The sequence below is a fragment of the Shewanella abyssi genome (assembly GCF_023284025.1).
In the GTDB taxonomy this organism is placed as follows: Bacteria; Pseudomonadota; Gammaproteobacteria; order Enterobacterales; family Shewanellaceae; genus Shewanella; species Shewanella abyssi.
The window spans coordinates 42926-62266 of the sequence record NZ_JAKIKR010000015.1 but is presented as its reverse complement, the minus strand read 5'-3'; the positions used below and the strand labels follow the sequence as shown (position 1 = coordinate 62266).

Below are 19341 nucleotides of genomic sequence, written 5' to 3'. Positions count from 1 at the left end.
TCATTCATAAAATTGGTTGCACAACATCCATCTGTTATGGCCTTTCGGTTACGCGGTTTGATAATCGCCAGCCGTATATTCCATCGGGCATCTGCCTTACGTTGCTGTAGCCCATTTTCATTGCCGCGTGTGCGGCGATTTCACTTGCATTACAAAGACGATTTGCACAGTAGAAAATCATCTGGGCATCTTTATTCTGTGGTAGAACCTTCTTCCAATCTTTAACATTGAAATAGATAGCACCTGGAATAAATCCCTCTGCCCACAACTCCAACGTGTTGACATCAAAAAAGTACACCCCCTCTTTACCCACTAAACTGTCAACTTCTCTCATAGTGATGGTATTGAGTTGGTGCTCATAGCGAGGAGCAGGTGCCATCTCTGAACCACCACCGGCAAAACAAGCTGTTGTGCTGGCGAGCAGTGTGAGTGTGACTAGGATCTGACCAAGTGCTTTTTTCATATTTTTGTCTCTTATTTACCTCGGAACTTTCTGCTGTGGCATTTCCAGCGACGGCTTCCACTCCCGAGGTAACGTTTTGCTAACGAGTTAGGGCTTACTTAGCCGCGTAACCAGTACCATCTAAGATGTTTTGCGCTTGAGTAACATACGTTAGCGCTGCATCGAGACGTTTCTGGCTGTAACGGAATCCGTGAACACCCCAAGAACCATCTTTGCGGATAAGATCAACTGTCTCTTTTGCTTTTTCAGCGAGCATAAGAACCTGTGTCTTGTCTTCAATAGATAACTTGGTCACTTCGAGCAGCTTATCAATGCGCTCTAGTGCAACTTCAACTTGGCCGTAAACCTCTTTAATAGGGGTCTGCCACTTCATTACTTCGCCGTAGATCTCCATCTGGTCTTCATAATGCAGACCTGTCTCTAGCTCAGATTGGAACTGACTGTGACAACCTTTGTTCTCTACCACATCGTGGTCAGAGATTGCCGTACGAGCACAAGACCACATTAAATCAAGGTAAGAGCGTCCCTCTTCATTCTTAGCAACCGTCCAACCTTTACCTGCTTTAGGACCTTGAGTACGAGGCTCGCCTTCAGGTGGGTTAATCGTTTTACGCTTTGGATCTACGTCGATTTTCCACATGTGAGACTTACGTACCGCATCGAAACCAGCTTGGTCAGGGAACTGCATTGCCTTAAAGTTTTCACAACTGCCCATGTTAGGCATATGACAACTTTGGCAAGTTTGTTCGCTGTGAGTTTTCGTGTTCTCAGCAATCAAGGTTTGTGCTTCATGACAATCTTTACAGTCTTTTTTCAACTTAGGCTTGGTGATGCCTGACATCCATGAACCATCGGTCACTTCATGTGGATCATGACAAGTTGTACAGCGCATGCCTTTTTCATAGTGCATAGAGCTATACATCTGTGAACCTTCAGTACCACAAGATGGGCAAAGAGACTTCATCTTCACACCAAAGGCATATTCACCTTTCGCGTCGTTTTCTGGAGTGTCCATAAGTGCAGGGTTGTACTGGAAGCGTTGGTGACAACGTTCACAGTTAGACTGCATGCCACCAGTACCGCCATCTAAGTGACCGCCAGCGCCATGACACTCTTCACAAGCAATACCCTTACTAATGGTATGCTCTTGCAGTTTCTTAGGATCACCTAAGGCATCGAAGTACTCTTGCTGATTTTGGAAATCAAATTTGAAAGAGTGACAAATTTCGCAATATGAACTTGCTGGTTGGAACAACATCTCTTTACGGTATTTAGCGCCGTAAGAACTCATGCCTTTTTGGTGCGAACCTGAACCGCCAAAACCAGCAAGTGTTGTAGGAAACTCCGGGATAACGGCGTTAATTTTCTTCGCCATATCATCGGTTAACCACTCAGCCCAACCACGAGAGAACTGGTTAGCACCGGCGACCATTTTACCGGTTCCGTCGCGAAGCAATCCGCCTTCAATGTGGTAGGTACCACGAACTAGCCAAGCATCAATGAAACCGTATTTGGTACGCGGTGTACCTACGGTGGCATAGATAGCATCAGGGGTAATACCGTCAGGTAAGATTGAGGTATCTTTGGTGCCATACATGGTTTGTTCAATATCGTTATCTACTTCTGGATGTTCACCAGGAAAACGAACCGTTTTAGCGTGACGCGAACGTTGCCACTTCTCGTATTGAGTCGCATGACACTCTGCGCACTTTTCTGGACCAACGAAGTTATTTGGATAATCCAAAATGGATTTTGCACCTAAACGGTACTGAACTGCGCGAGGCTTACCATCAATAGAGCTATAGTTTGGGCTCTTACCTGTATCTAAATACTCTTCACCACGGTCACTAATGTGGTAATCACCCACTAAGTTTCCGGATTGTTGATATTTAAATAGCGGATGATTTTCGAACAAGAAATCGAATAATTCTTCCTCTTGAACAATATAATCCTGCAGTGTTTTAACACCGTTGATTCTTTCTGTACCCTTGTAATTGGCAATCGCTTCTTTCGCTGTTTTACCCATTTCTGGTACACTGTTATATTTGCCACCACTGGCATTAACATTAGCAATGGCACCAAAACAAAACAGCACGCTTAATGCTACCTTGTGCTTCCATCGTCTCATCATTCACTCCTACTTATCATCAGTATTATTTTTAAAATCTGGTTTATCTTTTACGCTTAACATTAGTCATTAGCTTTACTGAAGTAGAAAACAACTTCACCGAGTCGTTATTTTCCACTGCCAGTATCAAGGCTTATTTATCTAATGTGTCTTACAAAACCTAACCGTTCACCGAACGACTTAAACAACTGAGCAACCGCTATTCTCCCGATAATGGGAATAAAAAGTATGCGCTAGTGCACAGAAAAAAACGCATTAGTTGTGAACAGTTGTAAAAACAAAATACCAACTAATAAACAATGAGTTATAAAGTTAACGCGGTGATTATTGAAGTGTAAAAGTGATATTTTTAGATCTGAAAATAGTTTAAACACAACATTTATATATTAAAAATAGTCGTAGTTAGACATCTAAAACGAGAGTTTGAACTAGCTCTCATTATTTTCATCACTTCTAACTTAGGATTCATTAAAGTAAACATAAACTAGTAACAGCGATATTAAGCAGACGTCAATAGTTATACGAGTACATTATTAATAAAACACCATCTAGTTGGCGTAGTTAATCGACATTGTACTTATATAGCACCTATATAAAGACAGTGCTTATTTAAATACAGCACCTATATAAAGACAATACTTATATAGACAAAGTCTTTTGCATGAATCACTCAGAATTTTTTAGAGGTGTGGAGGTATATATGATCCCAGAGATAGGCTTAATACTGCTGATAATTTCTTCAACTTTGTCACTTATATTATCTACAGTCACCATTATCGGTATTAAGCTAGACAGTGAGTATCTGCTTAGCTATACCAAGCCATTAACCACACTGATGTGTTTAACGCTAGTGTGTTCAATACTATCTTTAGCTTACTGCTTCCTTGTTGATGACTTCTCGGTCGCCTACGTTGCCAATAACTCTAATACACAGTTAGCCACTTTATATAAAGTGGCTGCGGTATGGGGCTCCCATGAAGGCTCTATGTTGTTTTGGGTGGTCGCCATTGCCGTATGGGCGGCCTTTATCATTAACCGCGCCCCTGGGACTAAGCAGCATTTTCATCACAAGCTGGTAGCGGTTGCCGCACTGCTAATATTCGGTTTTTGTCTCTTTCTACTTTTTACCTCTAGCCCATTCACCCGGCTATTACCCGATATCCCCATTGAGGGCAGAGATCTCAACCCCATTCTGCAAGACATCGGACTGATCATCCATCCGCCGCTGCTGTTTCTTGGCTACGTTGGGTTAACCATCTGTTTCGCGGGTGCCGTTGCAGCCTTATTATCCGGTGGCTTGAGTCAACAATATGCACGTTATCTGCAACCTTGGGCGGTTTTGGCATGGGTCTTTTTAACCGGCGGCAATGCATTTGGCTCTTGGTGGGCTTATAACGAACTGGGCTGGGGAGGTTGGTGGTTTTGGGACCCAGTAGAGAACGCTTCATTTATTCCCTGGCTAGTGTCGACTGCGATGGTTCACTCAATATTACTGACCGCAAAACGCGGCATATTGGGGTCTAGTAGTATTTTCTTGGCCATATTGGCTTTTTCGTTAAGTCTATTAGGCAGTTTTTTAGTGCGCTCAGGCGTGGTCCAATCGGTGCACGCTTTTGCATCAGATCCCACCCGTGGTGTGTCGATACTGATCCTACTGATTGTATTTTCAGGCTCGGCGATGGCGTTGTTTGCCCAGCGAACGAGTATAAAGGCTGCACCCATCACATTCTCGCTGTGGTCTAAAGAAAGCCTAATACTGCTCGGTAATATGTTACTGGTCATCGCCGCCATTTCGGTATTATTAGGCACTTGCTACCCGCTGATGTTCGAAGTCATCACTGGACAAACAATCTCTGTGGGCGCGCCCTACTTCAACAGTATTTTTATTCCACTCACTGCACTGATCTGTTTACTGATGGGCCTTGCCCCTCTGCAAAATTGGCGCCATAGCACTAAGATGCAGCAGCCTTTAATATTAATGGCCGCGTGCATGCTAATGGCCTTGACCACCACCTGGATGACAAAAGAGTCGTTTAGCGTTTGGCTACTACTGGGCTTGTTCTCTTCTCTATGGATCATCAGTGCAACCGGGCTTGCATTAGTGCAACGAGCCGCCATTAAAAACGATGAGAACAGCACAGATAATGGCTCGTCATCATTGCGTTTTTACGGGATGTGTTTCGCTCACATCGGCGTGGCAATATCCGTTTTAGGGGCTACGTTAGTGTCCAACTTTGAGACTGAAGAGCTACTGCGTATGGGGCCAGGTCAAGGTAAGACACTTAGCGGCTACAGCTTTATCTATGATGAGACACAAGCCGTTGAAACTGGCAGCTACAGCGCTATTCAAGCTCAAATAAGAGTAATGGATAGCCAAAACCAGTTTGTGACCTACCTCTATCCCCAAAGGCAAACCTTTAAAACCAATGGCATGGAGATGTCAGCTGCAGGTATCCATAGCGGCCTCCTAGGGGATTTATATGTTTCTATGGGACAAAAGCTAACGAATAATCCTGGCCTTAATGACAATGAATACCTTATCAGGATCAGCTACAAGCCGTTAGTCAACTGGATATGGTTAGGCGCACTTTTCATGATGATTAGCGGAGTTGTTATTGTCTTTGCTAGCAAAAAAAGTATCGCGCGGATCCATTCGCCAACAACACAGCGGGAGTACTGCAATGAATTGGCATAGCGGAAAAATGGCTGCTAGAACCCACTTTACTCAGGCGACACAAGGCGTACTATCCACAGTATTGATTCTGTTGTCAGCACTGTTTTGTATCACTGCCTTTGCCCAAGATAGCCTAGTAGCGACCCATTATACCGATACACAAAAGCGGGATATGGGCTTTGAAATTGCGCGCGAACTGCGCTGCCCAATGGCGGTAAATCAAAACCTATTTGATTCACAGAGCAAGATTGCCAGTGAACTTAAAGGGCAGATATTTTTAATGCTGGACGAAGGGCAATCTAAAGCTGCCATTATTGATTTTATGGTCGTCCGTTACGGCGAGAAGATCCGCTACATGCCAGCGCTCAGTAGTCATACCTTTATGCTGTGGTTAATCCCCATCATCTTGGTGCTACTCGCCATAGTCGGTCTGTTTTTCTTCGTGCAACCAACATTGAAAGCTCAAAAACTTGAGCAGGATACTCTCCATGAATAATTTAGTTCCTCGCCCACGCTCTTATGCTAAAGCGTTAGCGTCTTTGCTCGCCATCGCCGGAGTCAGTTTTACCTTGATGTTTCCAGTACAGGCAGCCGTTCCCACCCAAAAGGTTTACGACACCGGACAGCCGATAGAAAAGCCGATGATAATGTCACGCTTTATTGAGATGAGTTCCGCAAGAAAAGTGCCTGACGTCAGTTTCACCGACACTAACGGCGACTCAATTAATTTAAAACAGTTCGATGGTAAAGTGGTATTGATAAGTTTGTGGGCAACATGGTGTGCTCCGTGCATTAGTGAGATCCCACAGATGGAAGCGATCAGACAGGCAAACATCAACAACGATTTAGTGGTGCTGCCCGTCTCCATTGATGAAGAGAGCGATAAGGTCGCTGCTTTCTTAGCCCGTCATGATCTAGCCTACTATCAGACATGGTTAGACCCTGAAATGAATATAGATAACATCATGCCTGCCGATGTCGTACCAGCCACTTATGTATTTGACGGTTCAGGTAACCTTATTGGATTTCTGCGTGGTTACCTCGACTGGAGTGACAAGGATATCCAACCTTACCTAGAGAAACTCATTAGCAAATACGCAAAACGCTAAGCCAATATTCTCGCTTTGCTCTAGCGCAAAATAGTATTATCGCGCTGCCCTTTTGATTATTGTCAAAAGGGCTTTTTTTTGGCTGAAAATCAGTTCAGAACGGTAATGATCGATATTTAACGCTGTATTTAATGTAACGCGTTCAACGATGCTTTTATTAGCTCTGGTATTGTTTTATGGTGATGTTCCGCTTAGGTTCAAAGACGAGTCAACATATGGAAGTGTTTAACATTAGTCGTATTACCACAGCCGAAGGCATTTTTAAGATCTCTGGAGAGGCGTCGATAAGCAAGCCCAGCACCACAGACGACCAGTCAATTTCCATCACAGCTTTAGAGATAATGAGCACCGATGGCTGGCAAGCGTTGGATGTCAGCGCAGACTCCGTGCAAGCGCTCATCGTTAAGCTTAATTCTCCAATCCTTTGCCACCTAAAAGTCGAGGTCTAACTCATGCCTAAAGTGATGACAAACATTACACCTATAAGTCTGCTTATTACTCTTTTCTTGGTCATGTCACCATTAACCGCCTGCAGCGTGCAACAAACCCAATCAGTGGCTGAGCCCTTTATCACGGGTGCAGACCGCTCACGCGAAGCTAGAGAAGAGCAAGAGGCGCACAATATTAATGACCAGAAAACCACTAATAGAGATGTTGAAGTGGGTATTTTAAGTACCATCATGGCATTTTTATTTTCAGGCATAGCTGGGGATTAACCCGTAACTCCAAGCAGCTAACATAACAAAATGCTGTTGGGCCTATTCGGTCACATGAGCAACCTTTCATTTTAAAGCTCATTTCTTTATTATGACGGCAATTTTTGAATATTAGCGCCAAGGGTATTACTTATGAAACTATCAGCCTTAGATCAGCCACTCTACGACCATCTTTATCGAGATATTCACCAGTTTCGAGCGACATTTGATCTGCCGATTGAAGATGAAGCGTCACTGGATGATAAAGCCGATACTCTGCATACCTCACTGGCAATTGAGGAGCTAACTGAGCTTGCAGAAGCTGACAGCCGTGTTGAGCAAGCAGACGCAATCGTGGATTCGGTTTATGTATTGATGGGACGTTTAGTGCATTTAGGCGCGAAAAAACTGACTGACCGCCTTGAAATAAGCTACGTTATTGACCTGCTTTTACATGTCGCTAAAAACCGTGAAATTGACTTTGTTACTTGCTGGGATGAGGTGCATTCGAGCAACATGAGTAAAGTATGCCGCACAGAGCAAGAGCTGACCGAAACCATCGCTTTTTATGCTAAACAAGGCGTAGAAATTGTGGGTAGCACTAAAGGTGATTTCATCATAGCTAAGTGCGCTAAAGATGTAGACATGGCAGGTAAAATTGTTCGTCAAGGCAAGGTACTTAAGTCAGTTTACTATCGTCCAGCAGATCTAGAGAAGCTCGTTAAAGCTTAATCTTTTAATGGTTTGGTTGGGGTATGACGGGTTTAAGCCCCAAAGGGTTAGCGGCTAAATCAGCTATTTTTGTACAAAATCCAAATCAACGTCGTAGTGCTTCGTCCACACCTGAGGTTGAGATCATCAAACTCCGTTTGATAAAGGTCGTGGGATTCCATCCCACACCCGGCCAAAAGGGGATCAACAGCAATCCCCTCTTGGATCGCCCCTGCCGCCCCGACGAAGTTACATGCATTTGATACGGCCTCATACTCCAATAAAAATCGCCTAACGGCTCAGATGGGACATCCATGTCCCCCCGAGCCTGAACCATCGTCCAAGATGGTTCTACGACATTTTTATATGCGTACTTCGGCAACTTCGATGGGGAGTTGGTGTTTTCTGCTGCTCTGAATTTATAGTTGTGCTTTGTAGTCTTAAACTGAAAACTCAAATGCTAAACGATTGTGCTTTTATAACTCAGTGTAGATGCGGCTGAGGCCTTCGGAAACAGGCCAATTATGTTCCAGACATAATTTGGCATTCCCTCCGTCCATGGAGGTCAGACGTTTTCGTTGAGTTCACAGGGACCCTTTCTTTTATAAAGAGTTGCGGCGAGCCTCAGTTGCGTCTGCACATAAGGTCGTTCACTCACATCTGACCCATAGGGATATGGGAAATGTCATGATGATGTCGGGAACATCATCGACCATGTGATCACGACATTCGGACATCCTGTCCAGCACCTGCCGCAGGTAATTGGAACCACCTTTGCCGAAAGGTAACTCTCTTTTCCCAGAGATTATTAGCTATACATTCGATTCAAGAACCAAGTTAGGCTCTCTTTATTCTTCCAAAACAGTGCTTTTCATGAGCCCCTCCTTAGAAAGAATCCATTTACAGCAACTCGTTAGCAGTGATAGCGTGAAGCAAAATCACTTCGTCGCCAAGAACGTTATCAAGCGACTATTGCATGGGCTGTTAGTGTATATATGAAAATAATCACATTTATAATTACTCTCTTATTATCTAGCGCAGTAAATTCAGCTGCATTAGTGCATCCTACGATAATGAAAATCGAACATTCTGGCCTTATTGGCGAGAAAGGAACACTGAAATCTATCCCATACAACCTGGCTGTTGAGTATGTTAATAAGACTTCAGTTTGGCCATCAAACAAACAGCAGCTCAGTAAACTGTCTGTGGCGGTTGATGGTATTGACATGAAGATATCAAATAAGCTCTATAGTAATTTAACTGGTGTTTCTATTTCAGATATTCGGATTTCGTATATTCAGCGATGGGGAGAGATGAACAGCATTGATGTGTTTATACCTTACGGAAAGTCGCAACCGTGTAAAAATCATGACAACGGCAATACGAATTACTTAAAGTCTAAGAAGATACTGGTATTTTCAGTTTCAGGAGACTTTCGTAAGACAATAGAGATGCACGCATGCGAACACTCACAATCAAAGTAACATGACTAAATACTCGCTACTCGATCGCATTCAGCGTGTTCTTTAGGCATTAGGTGCATCAAATGATCGTATATCAGAGTTAACTGAAAAATGATTAACTGAAGGTTGTACACCAGAGAGTTTGATTTATTTCAACTCTAACTCACCCTGCTTTGGCGACTTCAATAGTTGTCATTTCAACATATTCTATACGCAATAGCTCAAGCTCATCAGCTAGCTTTTGAGGTTCGTTAACCACCAGCTTAAGCTCGCTGAGCTGCTCTGGTAATTGTCCAAGTGCGCCAAAGTAAGTTTGCGGCTGACTAAATTTGAGCTGTAGATTGGCTTGCTTACCTCGACCGAAACATAGCTGTTCAGCCTCTTTTTCACTCTCCTCAGTAGTACTTATTTTATCCCAACACCCCACCTCGACTCGCTCAATATCGGCAATATCTATCGCTAAAAAACCCCACATACTATTATTGATAACTAACTTATCTTGTTGAATATAGATTGAGTAATGCTTCGATACTCGATAGTTAGCCGTCACAAACACCACACCGTAAGCGATAATACTCGACAGGATAATAGCGACTAACTCGCTCCAGGAGCTAAGCAGTATATAAACGCCAACAGCAGCACTTAACGTCCCCAGCAACATTGCTAACCACGCCCAAGGCTTTCCCGACAGTAAGTCAATCGAGTAATCACTGCTGACATGCTGACGACTAAACCAAGGGATAGCGTAATACCAACTTGCAGGCTCCGACGCTAACACCAGTGCTAAAGAGCGCTTCTTATCATCTTCATCTTGATATTTATCGACGATATGGACCCTGGGATCGCCTTTCATGCTGCGAGCTTGCCATAAGCCCTTAATGATACTGTACATAAGGTAGAATTCTATCAGTAGCAATATCGCGATAATGGGATACCTTAACCACATGATAAATTCGAAGTAGCTGGCAATTTCTGCGGGAAAACTCAGCCGTGCCATTAAGCCGCTAAGGCTGAAAATCAGCAGTAACTTCCACGGTTTTTGCTTACCCGCTTTAATTATCCAAAACCAATATAGGATGGGGAGAAAGACAAAATAGAGACCTGCAACCACGACCAATTTTGACATATCGTCATCACTGGTCAGTGACTCTGGTAGAAAATTAAACCCAATCACATAACTGATGATAGCGAGTGCTAAAAAGCTGACTCTAAGTTTTACGCTGCGCCGCATACTGGCTCCCTGCAATTAAACAGCCTAACTTACGCAAAAAAGGCAAAGATAGATAGTGTTAGCAAAAGGTTAATTCTTGCCAGAGCGGCAACTAACTTTAACAACCAACAAGCTGTTCATTGCACTTAGTTGCAGGTATGTTTGTTGACCCATTTTTATCTTCAGGACGAAGTATTGTGTTTAAAGTCATACCGTTCACCTTGCCTAGACCACTACTAATCTCTCTATTGGGGTTATTCATCTGTAGTATGACGATAGCACCTGTGAAGGCCGCAGAGAGCACTACACCTTTTAATATTCCTCGCACGCAAACAATCCAGATCAACGATGCAGACAGAGCCTACGAGCTGTTTGTTAAACTGCCGAAGGGCTATGACACAGACACCAATAAGCACCATCGTTACCCGGTTATCTATATCACCGATGCCATGTACGCTTTTCAGATTGTCTCCGGTGCAACACGATTCCCGATGAATTCAAATGCGATGCAGCAGGCTATTTTGGTGGGTGTATCTTGGCAAAAAGGCCTTAGGGGTGACAAAAGCCGGGTGCGCAATTACACCCCTTCTGTAGATAAAAGCTGGAAAAAACAGACTGGAGACGCTGCTCGACACGTTGCCTTCTTGCAAGAAAAAGTGCTGCCCTATGTTCAACAACATTTTAGAACAGATCCGAGCCAACGCACTTATGTTGGTAACTCATTAGGGGGACTATTTGGTGCCTACATTCTGTTAGAACAGCCTGAAATGTTCCGTAACTACGTGTTGGGCAGTCCATCGTTTTGGTGGCATAAACAGATGATTTTTGATCTTTTACAGCAACGTAAAAGGTCACTTTCTAAGCTTAAGGTTAATGTCTTTATCGGCATTGGCGAGCTTGAACATAATGGCAGTAATGGTTATTCCAACTTTGACATGGTGGGCGATGCCCAAGCGTTTAAGGCTGCTCTCGACAAGGTGAATATCAGCCAAGAACCCTCCAAGCACATCGGTAGTCCCCTAAGTAAGACAATAACCACTAAGCTACTTGTCATCGATGATGCCAGCCATGAAACCGCCTTTCCCACCAGCGCAATACAAGGGCTGTACTGGCTTTTCAATGTCAAGGATGGTGTGAGTAACAATGGGGCTTAAACTGCCTCGTCACCACGCTGTTCAATACGTAAAATGCAGGGTGTTTTTAGTTTGATGACATCATTTTTATACACAAACTCATGTTCATACCAATGTATGTACAAACGTAATTTGGCGTTTTCAGTAAACTCATTAGTGTTATAAAAATTACGGTAGCAACGCGGGTGCTGAAGATAGCCAGAGTGGTAAAGTTTTAGTATGCGAGCACCGATGTGGATCTCTCGAAAGTCGACCCCATGAGCTGAATTATGCGGGAAGTGATAACGGCCATAACGGTAGCTGCCGTCGAGTACTTCTATATTTTGGCCCTTGCTCAATAATGTACTGAGTTGCAACGCGTCCACCCGGCTTGTCAGGCATAAGCCACTTATAATAACGCAGCTACATACTGCAATGATCCAACGCATCACCCCTTGGGGCTTAAGCAAACATAGCGGTAGCCAAATAACCAAAATGAGAATGGCCACCATCAGCAGTGCCAACTCATAATCAGCCCACTGGCTAGCATCGAATGTGGTTACCCAATATGACATAAGCTCTCCTCCATCCAAACAACTCCTTTTGTTTGTTACGATTAGGTCGAGCCACCTGTGTAATATGCCTTGTTCTTGAAAGCAGAGCTTATAGCGACCTTAAACTGTAGATAATTCATCGACTATCGGTAAGTATAGACAGGAATAGTGACCGTCTAATGGCATTTACCTAGAAACCTATCGCAATGAAGAATAAAAGCCGCATATAAAAAAACGCCTTCAGGAGAAGACGTTTTTTTGATGGTATTAACCTTGCCGAAGCAAGGTTAGATCGGGTTCAGCTAAGCTAAAGAACTAAGTAATCTAGCCCTAGCGCGACAAAAAGCACCATTCCTGCCCAGTTATTATTTAAGAAAGCCTTGAAGCAAGGTGCTCTCTCGCGGCCATAAATCAGTTTTTGCTGGTAAAGCGCAAAACCGATAAATGCCAAAATACCTAAGCCAAAAATTTCACCTCGTCCGGCGATAGCCCCGGCAATAATAAAACAGGTAAGCGCTGCCATCTGAAATCCAGCAATGATTTGTCGATCATATCGGCCAAATAAAATAGCCGTCGACTTGATACCCACCCTGAGATCATCATCACGATCAACCATGGCATACATGGTGTCGTAAGCGATCGTCCAGCACCAATTGGCTGCAAATAACCACCATGCTTCAACCGGAACAGAGCCTGTTTGTGCTGCATAAGCCATCGGGATAGACCAGCTCCAGACTGTGCCCAAAAACATCTGTGGCATATTGGTGTAACGCTTGGTAAAGGGGTAGATAATGGTAAGAATAATACCGACAACTGAAAGCTTGACCACCAGCGGGTTTAACAACAACACCAGACTGAATGCAAATAGCGCCATAACGACAAACAACAACAGTGCTTCTTTACTGCTAATTTCGCCACTGGCTAAGGGTCTAGATTGTGTGCGTTCAACGTGTGCATCGAGGTTTCTGTCAGCGTAGTCATTGATCACACAGCCACAAGCGCGCATCACAACGACACCAACGATAAAGATAATCAGCACTTTAATGTCTGGCATGCCTCCTGCTGCAAACATCAACGCCATCAAGCAGGGCCACAATAGTAGCAAGGTGCCAATGGGACGGTCTATGCGAGTAAGTCGCAGGTAGACATCCAATTTATCCCTTAAATTCATTTTATTAGGCTCTCCTAAAACGTGTCTTCGGCCTGTAATTTATACCCGCATTATGACTGAGCTGAAACAGTATTCAACCGCTATCGTCAATCCGGTGACAATAGCGTTATTACACCTTCTCTAAGCGTGCATAGGCAATGACTAACCACTTGCTGCCAACATCTAAGAAGTTAACCTGAATTCGAGCTTGAGCGCCGCTACCTTCGTAGTTAGTCACCGCGCCTTCGCCAAATTTAGGATGACTGACTTTTTGGCCAATCTTAAAGCCTGATTCATTAAACGAACTATCTTGCTTACTAAAGCGAGTACTGACCGCAGGCGCCGACACTTGGGTGCGCATACGGATCTCTTGTACATATTTTTCTGGGATCTCTTTTACAAATCGAGATGGCCGTGCAAAGCTTTCTCGACCATAAATACGCCGAGATTCAGCATAGGTGATGTAGAGTTTTTGCATTGCACGGGTCATGCCGACATAACAGAGGCGCCGCTCTTCATCGAGTCGGTCACCTTCATCAATTGCCATTTGACTAGGGAATAACCCCTCCTCTACGCCCGCCATAAACACCATTGGGAACTCAAGACCTTTGGCAGAGTGCAACGTCATTAACTGCACCGCATCGGTGAACTCATCAGCTTGTCCTTCGCCCGCTTCAAGTGCAGCGTGAGATAAAAAGGCACTAAGCTCACCCATATCTTCAAGCTCTTCAGGTACCATAAAGCTGCGCGCTGCAGTCACTAGCTCCTCTAAGTTCTCTACTCGAGCTCTCGCTTTTTCGCCTTTTTCAGTCTCATACATCAACTTAAGGCCAGACTCTTGGATCACATGATCTGTGCGTCGGTGCAGCGACAACTCTTCGGTGTCGACTCGCAAAGCAACAATCAAGTCCATAAAACCACGTACTGCATTAGCCGCGCGTCCGCTGAGGACTTTTTCTTCAAGTAAGCGCAGGCAAGTGTCCCACATGGTGAGCTCTTGTTGGCGAGCAGTGGTACGCATTATGTCTAACGTTCGGCCACCGATACCGCGTGCAGGTGTGTTAACCACTCGCTCGAAGGCGGCATCATCATTTTTGTTACTGATGAGGCGCAGGTAACCCATCGCATCTTTAATCTCTTGGCGATCGAAAAATCGTAGACCACCATAGATCCGGTAGGCGACGCCTTTATGCAATAACGCTTCCTCGAGTACACGGGATTGCGCGTTCGAGCGATATAAGATGGCGCAATCTTCTAACTTGCCGCCCTCGTCTTGCCAGTCGTTAATGCGACCCACAATAAACCGTGCTTCGTCCATCTCGTTAAATGCACAATAAAGCCCTATCGGCTCACCGTCTTTATCGTCGGTCCACAGTTTTTTACCCATACGATCTGGATTGTTAGCAATAAGCTCATTGGAAGCGTTTAGAATATTACCGCTAGAGCGATAGTTCTGCTCTAGACGGATAGTTTGCGCCGCAGGAAAATCGCCTAGAAATTTATGTAAGTTCTCTACTTGAGCGCCACGCCAACCGTAAATAGATTGGTCATCATCACCCACTATCATCACATTGGCGCTTGAGCCTGCGAGCACACGGATCCATGCATATTGAATGGCGTTAGTATCTTGAAACTCATCCACCAAAATATGTTTAAATCGGTCTTGATAATGGTCCAGAATATGCGGTTTGTTAAGCCAAAGTTCATGGGCTCGCAATAAGATTTCGGCAAAATCTACCAGACCGGCACGGTTGCAAGAATCTTGATAAACCTGATAAATCTTAAGCAGATTTTGCTCTATCGGAAAGCCGCCAGCGTCGATATGTGACGGGCGAAGACCTAAGTCTTTCTTGCCATTGATATAACCTTGAGCCTGTCTCGGAGGATACTGTTTTTCATCCAACTGAAGGCTTTTTAAAATACGTTTGATCAAGCGCAGTTGATCGTCAGAATCTAAGATCTGGAAACTCTGCGGCAGGTTGGCATCTTTATAATGGGTACGCAGTAATCGATGGGCTAACCCGTGGAATGTGCCAATCCACATGCGGCTCATATTGCCACCAGCCACTTTCTCTACCCGCTCACGCATCTCCTTGGCCGCTTTGTTGGTAAAGGTTACCGCCAAAATGGCATAGGGACTTTGCTGTTCGACCTGCATTAACCAAGCGATTCGGTGTGTTAACACCCGAGTTTTACCACTGCCCGCGCCGGCCAAGATCAACATACTCGATTGCGGAGCCCCTACGGCTTCACGCTGCTTGTCATTTAGGCCGTCTAGTAAAGTAGATACGTCCATTATTGCCTCCAAAAAAATCAAGCTGGCAGTATATACCCAAGCCACGTGAATGTGCAGGTTTCAGTGGGAATTTAATGGGCTTTAATCAAGGTCAGTTATTGCTCCTGCATAACTGACATTCACGAGTTAAAGGTCGAGATGACTCTTCACTCACCTCGATGCTGTAGCATTAGGCTTTTTCAGCAGCCACTATCGATATTTCAACCAACAACGCCTCCCGTGCCATTTTAGCGGCAACACAAGCCCGCGCAGGTGCATGACCTTCTGACACCCAAGCATCCCAAACGGCATTCATCTCGGCGAAATACTGCATATCTTTAACGTAGATTGTCGCTGACAGTATATGTTCCTTATCACTACCCGCTTGCGCTAACAAGGCATCGACTTTTTCCAGCATTGAGCTCGTTTGCTCGGTGATCCCTTGTTCAGCATCCTTACAGACCTGACCACACAAATAGATAGTACCGTTATGCTTAACGATTCGACTCATGCGACTCGTAGTTTCAATTCTTTCTATACTCATCTTTTACTCATACCCCTCAGTTAAATAGCTTATTTTTCAAATTATAAAGAAGATTCTAGTGTTAAAGCGTAAATTTACCAGTGAAAAACACTTACCATTCAAATAGATGTTCTATTGAATAATTGTGTGTTTCCTGTTTCATAAATTCGATCCTATACTTAATCGGCAAGGCAAGTAATCAAGGACTGATTTCTTCTATTTTAAAGGACTAAAATGGCCGCTAACTCTAACTCTAACTCTAACTCTAACTCTAACTCTAACCAAGCTTCCCACATGTGTATATTGACTCACCTAAATCGGTGTTTAGTCATGATGGGAGTTATTCTAAAGACTTTATTCCCCCTCCTCAAAAAGCCTCCCCTCCAAGGCGTTTTAGGGTGGTTTGGCGATCTCATTGATCTCCTCAACACTAAGCTGCTGTTAAAAAAGCGGCGCTAGAACCGCAGCATTTCCCTTGGGGATCTTTCAAAGGATATGCTGTTTTTACAACTCAACGTTAGGAAATGCGCATGCTAACAATGAAACGATACACACTAAAACGACATACACTAAAACCTTGGCAGGTTACTCTTTCAGTCATCAGTGTAATTTCACTCTGTTTGGCAATATATATTTTTGTTGTTAAACCTCCATTTGACTTTATTCTGATATTTGCAGTAACCCTATTTTGCCTAGCTAATGCCGCTGTATTAAGTGTTAGCCTCTACCAATTATTGGCGATCACCCCTCGAATACGCCATCTCACTCGCTGTGTGCGTCGTTGGTCAAATGGAGACCTTAATAGCCGCAATAAAATAGGTGAATATGGCGAGTTAAGTGAATTAGAGGTCGAACTTAACCACATGTTCAGTCGCTTACAAGATATCTCCGCCAAAGAAGATACCAATAAAAAAACGATCCTTAACAAAAACCACCTGCTGTCGGCCATTTTAAACTCTGCTGCTGCGGCTATATATGGTGTTGATGAAAATGGTCGTTGTATATTTGCCAATCCTCAATGCGTAAAACTATTGGGTTACCGCAGTGAAGAACAACTGATCGCCTGTAATATGCGTAGCCTAATCCATCAAAACCCTGATGATGAGCGAGCAATAGCTAGCTCAATTATTGATCCGCAAGAGAAACGCGACATCCACCTAAAAGAAGACCACTTTTGGCGCGCCGACGGTAGTAGCTTTCCTGTTGAATTCTGGTCTCACCCAATGACATTTAACAACAACAAAATAGGTGCTGTTATCTCCTTCCATGACAATAGTGAACGCCTAGAAGCCGAAGCCTTAATTCGTCACCAAGCACATTATGATGCCTTAACCGATCTGCCTAACCGTTTTCTTGCCCTTAGGCGCTTAGAGCAACTGGTAGAGTCAACTGAGCGTAGTGGAAAAATGCTAGCTGTTATCTTTCTTGATCTAGATGACTTCAAAAAAATTAATGATTCATTGGGCCATGAGGCCGGTGACCAACTGCTGATTACCGCCGCCGACCGATTGATGAAAGCAACACGTAAAGAGGATACCGTAGGTCGTTTAGGGGGAGACGAATTCATTATCTTGCTCGACGGGTTATCCTGTGCCGATGACGCTCAACCTTTAGCTGAAAATCTGATTGGCGGCTTCAGAAAGCCATTCTATATCGATAACCGCCAGCTAATATTGACTGCCAGTATTGGTATTGCCATTTACCCTAATGATGGCATGACGCCATCAGAGCTACTCAGAAATGCAGATTCCGCAATGTACCATACCAAGAGTATTGGTCGTAATACCTATTCTTACTTCACCCATGCGATGAACAAAGAGGTTTCTCGGCGATTAGCCATTGAGGAGCAGATCCACGGTGCGCTAGAGCGCGGTGAATTGCAGGTTCATTACCAAATTCAGCTCGACATCCGCGATGGCAGCATCATGGGCGCCGAAGCCCTGCTAAGGTGGGATAATCCAGTCCTTGGCAGCGTATCGCCCGCCGAGTTTATCCCTATTGCCGAGCAGACGGGTGTGATAGAACCTATGGGGGAATTTATTCTGCATCGTGCATTAGAGGCTGCACAAACGTGGCAGAAAACCTTCGATGACAATTTCAGAATAGCCATTAACCTGTCACCGAGACAGTTTAGAAATCCGAACTTAGTCAAGCTCATTATCGATAGCGTAAGCCAGTTAGGTATGCAGCCTAAAGACTTAGAGCTCGAGATCACTGAAGGCGTGCTGTTAAGTGGCCATGCCTACACCCTTGATGCCTTAATGGCACTCAGCAAAGCCGGTTTCTGTATCTCTATGGATGACTTTGGTACCGGGTACTCATCACTCAGCTACCTGCGTACTTATCCATTCCAAATCCTCAAAATTGATCGTAGTTTCATCAAAGATATGAACAGTGATGATACTAGCAAAGAGCTGATTATTGCCACCATTGAGATGGCTCACGCACTGGGGATCCGGGTGATTGCAGAGGGTGTCGAAACCCAAGAGCAACTCGACGAGTTGAGTTTTATGATGTGCGATTATGCTCAGGGATTTTTAATCAGTAAACCCGTGGTGTTTGATGACTTATTGGAGATAGGCGAACACTACAAGAGGAGTGCCCAAATTGAGTTTACCCCCCATATCGAAAGGGTAGAAGATAAACGGGTTAAAACTTACGGCTAATCACCGCTCCGTTAAATTCGATGCAATCAACCACTCTGGTTCTCTGTACTGCAGAAAGCAAGGAGATGGGCATGAATAGATATTGTGAGTGTTCATCACTTAATTTAATTTTATCAAATTCATCCATTTCACATTTAAACAGAAATGCTTGCGAGTCATAGGCACTGTGATAATAAACCCCGGTCAAATAGTTAATCTTGATGGTGAGTCCTAGCTCCTCACGACATTCTCGAATAAGTGCCTGATGAATTGTCTCTGCGGGCTCTAGCGCCCCACCAGGTAAGCCCCATGACAGCGATCCATATGTGGCTTTAAGTAATAAAACCTCGGCCTCATTAGCACCTTCTCGCAATATCACCGCGTGGCAACTCAGTCTAAATTTATCATCAAAAGCCATACAATCTGCCTCATCCCGTTAAAATTGTTCATCGCCATTATCTTCAGAGCAACAAAGACTGATATTGAACTGATTTCACTTACGGCCTTACGTGCACTTGTTTGCCCTGTAGGTGAGAGTTCCCATTAAGCGCAATATTGGCTAAAAAAAATGCTAGCTCCATTAGAAACTAGCATTATTGTCGGATTGCTCAAACCTTAATCAACTGTTG

17 protein-coding genes are annotated in these 19341 nt (G+C 44.2%); 9 read left to right on the top strand and 8 right to left on the bottom strand.

What is annotated here, in order from left to right; genetic code table 11:
* Nucleotides 1-34: 34 nt before the first annotated feature.
* Nucleotides 35-463: a rhodanese-like domain-containing protein gene (locus tag L2755_RS08855; RefSeq protein WP_248980326.1), complete on the bottom strand. Its 429-nt coding sequence runs from the start codon at nt 461-463 to the stop codon at nt 35-37.
* A gap of 94 nt (nt 464-557) precedes the next feature.
* Complete coding sequence (locus L2755_RS08850; RefSeq protein ID WP_248980325.1) at nt 558-2591, bottom strand: cytochrome c3 family protein; 2034 nt, start codon at nt 2589-2591, stop codon at nt 558-560.
* Nucleotides 2592-3291: 700 nt separating this feature from the next.
* Here L2755_RS08850 and L2755_RS08845 point away from each other — a divergent pair.
* The 7 genes from L2755_RS08845 (at nt 3292) to L2755_RS08815 (ending at nt 9264) form a co-directional block, all read left to right on the top strand.
* Nucleotides 3292-5286, top strand: coding sequence for a heme lyase CcmF/NrfE family subunit (locus L2755_RS08845; protein ID WP_248980324.1), 1995 nt, complete (start codon nt 3292-3294; stop codon nt 5284-5286).
* Complete coding sequence (locus tag L2755_RS08840; RefSeq protein WP_248980323.1) at nt 5273-5761, top strand: cytochrome c-type biogenesis protein; 489 nt, start codon at nt 5273-5275, stop codon at nt 5759-5761. Before L2755_RS08845 ends, L2755_RS08840 begins: the two co-directional genes overlap by 14 nt.
* A complete protein-coding gene (locus L2755_RS08835) occupies nt 5754-6374 on the top strand; it encodes a TlpA family protein disulfide reductase (protein WP_248980322.1) in 621 nt (206 codons plus the stop codon). The genes L2755_RS08840 and L2755_RS08835 overlap by 8 nt, the downstream gene beginning before the upstream one ends.
* Before the next feature lie 176 nt (nt 6375-6550).
* Nucleotides 6551-6823: a hypothetical protein gene (locus tag L2755_RS08830; RefSeq protein ID WP_248980321.1), complete on the top strand. Its 273-nt coding sequence runs from the start codon at nt 6551-6553 to the stop codon at nt 6821-6823.
* 3 nt (nt 6824-6826) lie between these two features.
* On the top strand, nt 6827-7090 hold the full coding sequence (locus L2755_RS08825; RefSeq protein ID WP_248980320.1) for a hypothetical protein: 264 nt from the start codon (nt 6827-6829) through the stop codon (nt 7088-7090).
* A gap of 132 nt (nt 7091-7222) precedes the next feature.
* Nucleotides 7223-7801 (top strand): nucleoside triphosphate pyrophosphohydrolase family protein, encoded by a 579-nt coding sequence (locus L2755_RS08820; RefSeq protein WP_248980319.1) that lies wholly within the window; start codon nt 7223-7225, stop codon nt 7799-7801.
* A 974-nt stretch (nt 7802-8775) separates the two neighbouring features.
* Nucleotides 8776-9264: a hypothetical protein gene (locus tag L2755_RS08815; protein ID WP_248980318.1), complete on the top strand. Its 489-nt coding sequence runs from the start codon at nt 8776-8778 to the stop codon at nt 9262-9264.
* Nucleotides 9265-9406: 142 nt separating this feature from the next.
* Here L2755_RS08815 and L2755_RS08810 read toward each other — a convergent pair whose 3' ends face one another.
* Nucleotides 9407-10474 (bottom strand): hypothetical protein, encoded by a 1068-nt coding sequence (locus tag L2755_RS08810; protein WP_248980317.1) that lies wholly within the window; start codon nt 10472-10474, stop codon nt 9407-9409.
* Between the two features lie 176 nt (nt 10475-10650).
* Between L2755_RS08810 and L2755_RS08805 the strand changes: the two genes are divergently transcribed.
* Nucleotides 10651-11607: an alpha/beta hydrolase gene (locus L2755_RS08805; protein WP_248980316.1), complete on the top strand. Its 957-nt coding sequence runs from the start codon at nt 10651-10653 to the stop codon at nt 11605-11607.
* On the opposite strand, the gene L2755_RS08800 is transcribed toward L2755_RS08805, so the two are convergent.
* From L2755_RS08800 to L2755_RS08785, 4 genes are all read right to left on the bottom strand, one after another.
* Nucleotides 11604-12140 (bottom strand): hypothetical protein, encoded by a 537-nt coding sequence (locus tag L2755_RS08800; protein WP_248980315.1) that lies wholly within the window; start codon nt 12138-12140, stop codon nt 11604-11606. The two genes, L2755_RS08805 and L2755_RS08800, sit on opposite strands and share 4 nt — an antisense overlap.
* A 286-nt stretch (nt 12141-12426) precedes the next feature.
* A complete protein-coding gene (gene ubiA, locus L2755_RS08795) occupies nt 12427-13290 on the bottom strand; it encodes a 4-hydroxybenzoate octaprenyltransferase (protein WP_248980314.1) in 864 nt (287 codons plus the stop codon).
* A 109-nt stretch (nt 13291-13399) separates the two neighbouring features.
* Entirely contained in the window at nt 13400-15565 is a 2166-nt protein-coding gene (uvrD, locus tag L2755_RS08790; RefSeq protein WP_248980313.1) for a DNA helicase II, read from the bottom strand.
* Nucleotides 15566-15734: 169 nt separating this feature from the next.
* Nucleotides 15735-16088: a RidA family protein gene (locus L2755_RS08785; RefSeq protein ID WP_248980312.1), complete on the bottom strand. Its 354-nt coding sequence runs from the start codon at nt 16086-16088 to the stop codon at nt 15735-15737.
* A gap of 509 nt (nt 16089-16597) precedes the next feature.
* Between L2755_RS08785 and L2755_RS08780 the strand changes: the two genes are divergently transcribed.
* Entirely contained in the window at nt 16598-18733 is a 2136-nt protein-coding gene (locus L2755_RS08780) for a putative bifunctional diguanylate cyclase/phosphodiesterase (protein ID WP_248980311.1), read from the top strand.
* Here L2755_RS08780 and L2755_RS08775 read toward each other — a convergent pair.
* On the bottom strand, nt 18717-19130 hold the full coding sequence (locus tag L2755_RS08775) for an NUDIX hydrolase (RefSeq protein ID WP_248980310.1): 414 nt from the start codon (nt 19128-19130) through the stop codon (nt 18717-18719). The two genes, L2755_RS08780 and L2755_RS08775, sit on opposite strands and share 17 nt — an antisense overlap.
* Between the last annotated feature and the right edge of the window lie 211 nt (nt 19131-19341).

Bases quoted from the DNA above. Each gene is read 5' to 3' on its own strand.
- uvrD (WP_248980313.1), bottom strand. From the start codon at position 15,565: ATGGACGTATCTACTTTACTAGACGGCCTAAATGACAAGCAGCGTGAA.
- L2755_RS08800 (WP_248980315.1), bottom strand. From the start codon at position 12,140: ATGTCATATTGGGTAACCACATTCGATGCTAGCCAGTGGGCTGATTAT.
- L2755_RS08785 (WP_248980312.1), bottom strand. From the start codon at position 16,088: ATGAGTATAGAAAGAATTGAAACTACGAGTCGCATGAGTCGAATCGTT.
- L2755_RS08775 (WP_248980310.1), bottom strand. From the start codon at position 19,130: ATGGCTTTTGATGATAAATTTAGACTGAGTTGCCACGCGGTGATATTG.
- L2755_RS08780 (WP_248980311.1), top strand. From the start codon at position 16,598: ATGCTAACAATGAAACGATACACACTAAAACGACATACACTAAAACCT.
- L2755_RS08855 (WP_248980326.1), bottom strand. From the start codon at position 463: ATGAAAAAAGCACTTGGTCAGATCCTAGTCACACTCACACTGCTCGCC.
- L2755_RS08825 (WP_248980320.1), top strand. From the start codon at position 6,827: ATGCCTAAAGTGATGACAAACATTACACCTATAAGTCTGCTTATTACT.
- L2755_RS08810 (WP_248980317.1), bottom strand. From the start codon at position 10,474: ATGCGGCGCAGCGTAAAACTTAGAGTCAGCTTTTTAGCACTCGCTATC.
- L2755_RS08850 (WP_248980325.1), bottom strand. From the start codon at position 2,591: ATGAGACGATGGAAGCACAAGGTAGCATTAAGCGTGCTGTTTTGTTTT.
- L2755_RS08835 (WP_248980322.1), top strand. From the start codon at position 5,754: ATGAATAATTTAGTTCCTCGCCCACGCTCTTATGCTAAAGCGTTAGCG.
- L2755_RS08830 (WP_248980321.1), top strand. From the start codon at position 6,551: ATGGTGATGTTCCGCTTAGGTTCAAAGACGAGTCAACATATGGAAGTG.
- ubiA (WP_248980314.1), bottom strand. From the start codon at position 13,290: ATGAATTTAAGGGATAAATTGGATGTCTACCTGCGACTTACTCGCATA.
- L2755_RS08815 (WP_248980318.1), top strand. From the start codon at position 8,776: ATGAAAATAATCACATTTATAATTACTCTCTTATTATCTAGCGCAGTA.
- L2755_RS08840 (WP_248980323.1), top strand. From the start codon at position 5,273: ATGAATTGGCATAGCGGAAAAATGGCTGCTAGAACCCACTTTACTCAG.
- L2755_RS08820 (WP_248980319.1), top strand. From the start codon at position 7,223: ATGAAACTATCAGCCTTAGATCAGCCACTCTACGACCATCTTTATCGA.
- L2755_RS08845 (WP_248980324.1), top strand. From the start codon at position 3,292: ATGATCCCAGAGATAGGCTTAATACTGCTGATAATTTCTTCAACTTTG.